General features: G+C 40.8%; 5 protein-coding genes and 1 pseudogene. 5 read left to right on the top strand and 1 reads right to left on the bottom strand.

What is annotated here, in order from left to right; all coding sequences use genetic code 11:
* Positions 1–562: pseudogene (locus ME1_RS05220) on the top strand (DUF637 domain-containing protein); the annotation flags it as partial.
* Here ME1_RS05220 and ME1_RS05215 read toward each other — a convergent pair.
* On the bottom strand, positions 504–1,649 hold the full coding sequence (locus tag ME1_RS05215) for a helicase-related protein (RefSeq protein WP_004864290.1): 1,146 nt from the start codon (positions 1,647–1,649) through the stop codon (positions 504–506). The pseudogene ME1_RS05220 and the gene ME1_RS05215 overlap by 59 nt on opposite strands.
* A 177-nt stretch (positions 1,650–1,826) precedes the next feature.
* Here ME1_RS05215 and ME1_RS05210 point away from each other — a divergent pair, with 177 nt between their 5' ends.
* The 4 genes from ME1_RS05210 (at position 1,827) to ME1_RS05195 (ending at position 6,043) form a co-directional block, all read left to right on the top strand.
* Positions 1,827–3,008 (top strand): tyrosine-type recombinase/integrase, encoded by a 1,182-nt coding sequence (locus ME1_RS05210; protein ID WP_004864288.1) that lies wholly within the window; start codon positions 1,827–1,829, stop codon positions 3,006–3,008.
* 202 nt (positions 3,009–3,210) lie between these two features.
* Positions 3,211–3,411 (top strand): helix-turn-helix transcriptional regulator, encoded by a 201-nt coding sequence (locus ME1_RS05205; protein ID WP_004864287.1) that lies wholly within the window; start codon positions 3,211–3,213, stop codon positions 3,409–3,411.
* Between the two features lie 98 nt (positions 3,412–3,509).
* The gene (locus tag ME1_RS05200) at positions 3,510–4,412 is read left to right on the top strand and encodes a DUF7146 domain-containing protein (protein WP_004864284.1); all 903 of its coding nucleotides are present in this window, start codon (positions 3,510–3,512) and stop codon (positions 4,410–4,412) included.
* Positions 4,409–6,043, top strand: coding sequence for a YfjI family protein (locus ME1_RS05195; protein ID WP_004864283.1), 1,635 nt, complete (start codon positions 4,409–4,411; stop codon positions 6,041–6,043). Before ME1_RS05200 ends, ME1_RS05195 begins: the two co-directional genes overlap by 4 nt.
* Positions 6,044–6,144 lie beyond the last annotated feature (101 nt).

The following is a 6,144-nucleotide window of genomic DNA, read 5'->3' as shown; positions in this document are numbered from 1 at the left end:
TGGTGATGTCAATACCGGTGCTGATGCTGCAGGCAATGCTGCGGAAAACAACTATCTCAGCAGCGCTCAACAAGCGCAGATGGAGAAAGAATTAAAGGAATGTCCTAACCTTTTATGTAAAACAAAAGTTTTTGCGAAATGGTCTGCGATTAGTGGTGGGCAAAATATAAGCTTTTCGGCAGGTGTGGTTGCTGGTGTACCGGCTGAATTATACGATACGGTTGATGGTTTTGCGCAATTGGCTCTTCATCCCATAGATACTTTGAAAGCGCTTAAAGATTTTTTCACGAGTGGTGAGGTTTTAGCTACCCTTGGGCAATCCTATGTAGACCGTATTAATAAAATGGAGGAGGAATATGAGCGAGCCGGTGCCGGTGGATCCTTTAAAGCTGGACTTGAAGTCGGAAAATTATTGACAGAAGTAGCATCCCTAGTGGTGGGAGGTGCTGGTGTAGCTAAGGAAGGTGTAAAGCTTGGCGAAAATGCTCTGATCAAGTTCCTTGCTAGGAAAGATTTTGCGCAACTTCTGCTACATTGCTCGCCCAGTTACCCCACTCATTAGGCTCCGTACATTTGTCGACAATGATTGGTTTAATAGCACGCGAGAATTGATCAATATAAACGTCTAGGTCTAATTCTCCTTGTCCGTTATCTCCATGAGACGTTTCACAGGCTAATGAACCAATATGCAACCCCGCACTTTCAGATCTTGCGTGAAGGGATAGTTCATCTACAATATCCGTCATTGCTTTTAAAGCAGGGTTTAAAGTTACCCCCACAACCTCAAACAAATGACGAACATTTTGATCTAGCTCTAAGGCTTTCATTTTACTTTTAAAGTGGTCATCATGGGCACGTGAAGCATTGAGAACTTGCCAAATGACATCATATTTTTTATTGTTTGCTAAAGCTTGTTCTGGTGGAATATTAAAGGGAATTCCTACTGGTAAAATAATGTAACCTGTTTCCTTATTGGGAGCACGACGCATCACACGTCCCACGGCTTGTATAATATCCACGTGACTTTTGCGCGGGTGTAAAAACATGACCGCATCAAGAGAAGGCACATCCACTCCCTCAGACAAACATCTTACATTGGTTAAGACATGACAGCTATTCTCATCGGTGTCTTCTTTAAGCCAATCAAGTAATTTATTGCGGTCCTTACCATTAAAAGACCCGTCAATATGTTTAATTTCAAAATTAAGGGAGGTTTTACTTTCAGGAACCAATTTATGATATTCATCAATAGCTTGATTGAATTTTCTGCTAATTTTGTCAGAAGTTTCGATATCTTTACAAAAAGCCAGAGAACGACGCATGGGCTTTATATCATCATCTTCATCTTTCTTTTCTATTTGAGCAAGAGCTTTGTAGCAGCCAATAATCTTTGTTGTATCATCAAGGATGAGTTCAGAATTTTTATCCTTGAGACGCTTTTGAATCGTTGCGTTGATAATAGCTTCATCAACAGCTAAAACGATAACCTTATAAGGTGCTAACAGTTTCTCTTTTAAAGCTTTTGAGAAGGTATAAGTGTAAAGGTTTTTGCCATAAATTTTTTCATCATCCATAGAGGCAAGAACAGTATCAGATAGGTCAGCTTTCCTTTTTAACCTATCCGTAAAGATTTTTGGTGTTGCCGTCATATGGCAACACATTGATTTATAAAGATAAATCATCCTTTTTCAACTTGTATCATACCCCCGAATATTGTAAGATTCTCTCATCTCAAATCATTTCATTTTGAATCAATCAAAACCATCCCCTTGCACGTCACAAGTGGGGTTGGTGTGTGGGTAAAAACCATTTAGAAAGGAGTAAAAATGCCTCTTATGAATCGTCTTAATGCAAGGGCTGTCGCAACATTGGGTGCCGGTAAATATAATGATGGTGCCGGCTTGCTCCTTCATAAGCGTAAAGATGGGGGGGCTCAATGGCTTTATCGTTATACCATTCACGGGCGGCGTCGGGAAATGGGCTTGGGGGCTTTGAGAAATGTCTCTTTAAAAAAAGCTCGTGAATTGGCAACCCAATGGCGGTCTGTTTTACACGAGGGTCGTGACCCCATTAAAGAACGTGAGAAGCAAAAACGTGAGGCTATACGTAATCTGCATTACTTAAAAGACATTGCTTTGGATGCTTTTGAAAGTCGCAAAGCTGAACTCAAAAATGATGGCAAGGCTGGGAATTGGTTTCTGCCTTTACAACTTTATATTCTCCCTAAATTAGGTTGTCTCCCCGTTTCAGAGATTACACAAACCGATATACGCAATGTTCTTACTCCCATCTGGCATACAAAAGCGGCAACAGCTGAAAAAGCACTCAACCGCCTTAATATTTGTCTCAAACATGCTGCTGCCTTGGGATTGGATGTTGATTTACAAGCAACAGCAAAAGCACGCGCGCTTTTAGGTAAACAACGCCATAAAGTGATAAACTTACCAGCTATGGATTGGAAAGATATACCAGCTTTTTATAAAACACTTTGCAAAACAACAACCCTAACACAATTGGCTTTGCGTCTGCTTATTCTTACAGGGGTTCGTACAAACCCTTTGCGTCATATCCATAAAGATCAAGTTGAAGATGATATATGGACCATCCCTGCTGAAAATATGAAGGGTCTACGTGATGCTACAACAGAGTTTCGCGTGCCTTTATCAAATGAAGCTCTAAAGGTTATTGAACAAGCGCGCCCTCTCTCTCGCAATGGATTCCTTTTTTCTGCAACCGGTCGTGGTCCTCTTGCACAAAATTGTATGTCACAATATATGCAAAAAATTGGGCTTGAAGCCTGCCCGCATGGATTTCGGTCTAGTTTACGCGATTGGCTAGCAGAAACAACCGATGCTCCTTTTGAGGTAGCAGAAACCATTCTAGGTCATACGGTCGGGGGTAAAGTAGAGCGCGCCTACCGTCGTACTGACTATCTAGAACAGCGCCGTGTTTATATGGATAAATGGGCGGCTTATGTCATGGGGCAAAACAATAAAAGCTGTGAATAACTATGAAGCTGCTTTTTATTATATACATAATGAATAATAGGAATCAAAAATTATTGCTCATTATGAAGATCACACACAATATATTGTTTTTTTATGAAGGAATCGTATGTTTTCACTGGAAATGTTTGCTACGAATTGCTATTTATAGATGGTTATCGAATAGTGATTCGATTACTTAAATCTATAAATAAAGAGGGATTTCATGAATAAAAATGAAACACTTCTCACAACTCGTGAGAGTGCAAAGATGCTTGGTATAAGCGTTACAACACTTTGGCGGCGTGTTGCTGATGGAACGGTACCAAAACCTTTAAAGATTGGTGCCTTATCCCGTTGGTTAGCTTCAGACCTTCATGATGTCATCGAGAAGGCTAAAAACCAACGTGGCAACAACGCCGCTTAAAGAAAAACTCCGTCTAGGACAGACAAAAGTATTTCGATTTTCGCAAATCCCGAAATAACAGAATCTGTCCTGTAATGCAAGTAGCAGGATTGTATTTTATGCATTTTGCAAATGCTCAAACTCTTAAAAGCATGACTTATGCCTTGCGTGGTGTCTGGTATGGGGCTTATGGACTTGCCCGTTGCCCTGCTCATGATGATAGGTCGCCTAGTTTAAATATTTCTAATGGAAATGACGGGCGTCTCTTACTTCATTGTTATGCTGGCTGCTCTTTTAGAGAGATCATACAAGCTCTCAAAAATATCGGGTTGATTGAAAAACAGGCATGTTTTGATAAAGCTTACACGCGTAACTTTTCTCTCTCAAAACAGTTTTGTTGTGAAGATAACAAGACAAAACAGAAAGCAGAGAGAGCACAAAAGATTTGGAAGCAAAGTCAACCGATTAAAGATACCTTAGCAGAGCTTTATTTACGCAAGCGGGGCATCACTTGTGACTTGCCTCCTAATTTACGTTTTCATGGCAAATGCCCCCATCCTTCTGGGAAAACCCTCCCCGCGTTGGTTGCTCTTGTTGAAGGTGGTGGCTCCTTTGCAATCCATAGAACCTTTTTAAACGACAATGGCTGCAAAACAGAGCAGTTACCAGCAAAAGCCATGCTGGGCTCTGTTAAGGGCGGTGCTGTGCCTTTAAGCCAAGCCAATCACAAGCATCTGGTCATTTGTGAGGGAATTGAAACAGGTCTTTCTCTTCTGTCTGGTCTGTTATCAGAGCCTGTGACTTTATGGGCGTCCCTCTCAACCAGTGGCATGATGCATGTGAATTTACCCCAATGCCAAGACCGTCTCACTATAGCTATGGATGGAGATGATGCGGGTCGTAAAGCAGGTTTTTCCCTTGCTGCCCGTGCTTATAGCCAAGGTTTCAAAGTCTTTATGATGCAAGCTCCCGAAGGAGCTGATTACAATGATTCTTTAGTAAATTTTAAGGAGAAAAGATGATAGAACACAATCCATCTGATTTAGCCAATAACGATTTAGCCAATAACAATGGCAATATTTCTTTAAATGATAATGATAACAATAACGACAATGTCTCTTTAAAGAACCATGCTTGTTTACAAGCCATTCCTTATGAAGTGGTATTGCAACAAATGGATTGGGGGGAATTACAATCACTTGATACAGCTCTTTTACCGGTCGAGCCTTTTCAGGCTACACAAGTTCCAACAGCATTGGGAAGGTATATTTATGATATTGCTGACCGTCAACAATCTTCTCTTGATTTTGTTGCCATTTCTGCCTTGTGTGCTTTAGCAGCCGTGATTGGTAATGGAGTTCGCATAGCTCCCAAGCAGCACGATGATTGGCAAATTGTCCCTAATCTGTGGGGCGCCATTATTGCTAACCCTTCTACTGGGAAAACACCAGCTATGAAGGCGGCTCTTAAACCACTTTTTGCTCTTCAAACAGAAGGATTTGAAAATTGCCAACAGCAAAAAGAAAAGGCAAAAATTGAAGAAGATCTTGAGATCTTAGATAAACAAGAAAAGAAAAAACAAGCCTGCAAAGCTTTAAAAAAAGGTAATTATGAAGCAGCCCGCGCTATTTTGTCGGAAAACATATCGAAAAATAAGCAGCATGATGATTGCGTCTCACGTTTTATTGTCAATGATGTGACCGTGGAAAAGTTAGGAGAATTACTCAAAGAAAACCCGCGTGGATTATTATTGGTCCGTGATGAACTTTCTGGGTTTTTAGCAAATATGGAGCGTGTTGAATATCAATCAGAGCGTGCTTTTTATTTGGAAACCTTTAATGGGGATGGTCAATTTACCTATGACCGTATTGGACGTGGAACGATTCATATTCCCAATGCAACGCTTTCCATCTTTGGGGGCATCCAACCTGCACGGATTACCCCTCTTATTCGGGCGCTTCATTCTGGAAAAGGAGATGATGGTTTAATCCAACGTTTTCAAATGATGGCGTGGCCCGATGAAAACCAAGAGTGGAAATGGAACGATAGACCTCCCTTAAAAGATGCCTATAAAGGCTATGAAGAGGTTTTTCGTTCTTTTCGGAATAAACCCTTGGGATCACCAAAACAACCGCTGGTGATGCATTTTTCTCCCAAAGCACAAGAGCTATTTCGTGAATGGATGGAAAAACTTCATAGAAAAGCAAAGGAGAGCAAAGTTTCTGGAGCTTTCCAAGCGCATCTTTTTAAAATGCCCAAAACCATACCCAGTCTTGCCCTGATTTTTGAACTTGTTGAGGGTGGGCGTTCTGAAATCACTTTCTCTTCTCTTTCCATGGCATTGCGTTGGGAAAAATATCTGTTAAGCCATGCAAAACGGCTTTATGCTGCTGGGGATACATTAGCAGCAGAGCATGCAAAACTGATTGTAGAGCGTTGTGACTCTTTACCTGATGTTTTTACTGCACGGGATGTTTATAAGCGTGATTGGAAATGTTTAAAAGACAAGGAAGCAGTTAAACAAGCTTTAAAGCTTTTATGCCGTACAAACCACATTCGTGAAATCTCTGTAGACAATAGTTCCCAAGGTGGTCGACCTACGATACATTATGAATGGCATCCTTTAGTGAAAAATCAGAAAACATCACAATAAAGCAATCTGGAAGATCTTATAAAGCATGAAACCATTAGTTTTGAGGGTTTTGGGGGTTTTGGAGGTGCCTGTCTCATTTTTCTTTTAATTTTTTTCAATAA

The sequence above is a fragment of the Bartonella vinsonii subsp. arupensis OK-94-513 genome (assembly GCF_000278235.1).
GTDB lineage: Bacteria > Pseudomonadota > Alphaproteobacteria > Rhizobiales > Rhizobiaceae > Bartonella > Bartonella arupensis.
This window is presented reverse-complemented; position numbering and strand designations above follow the sequence as displayed.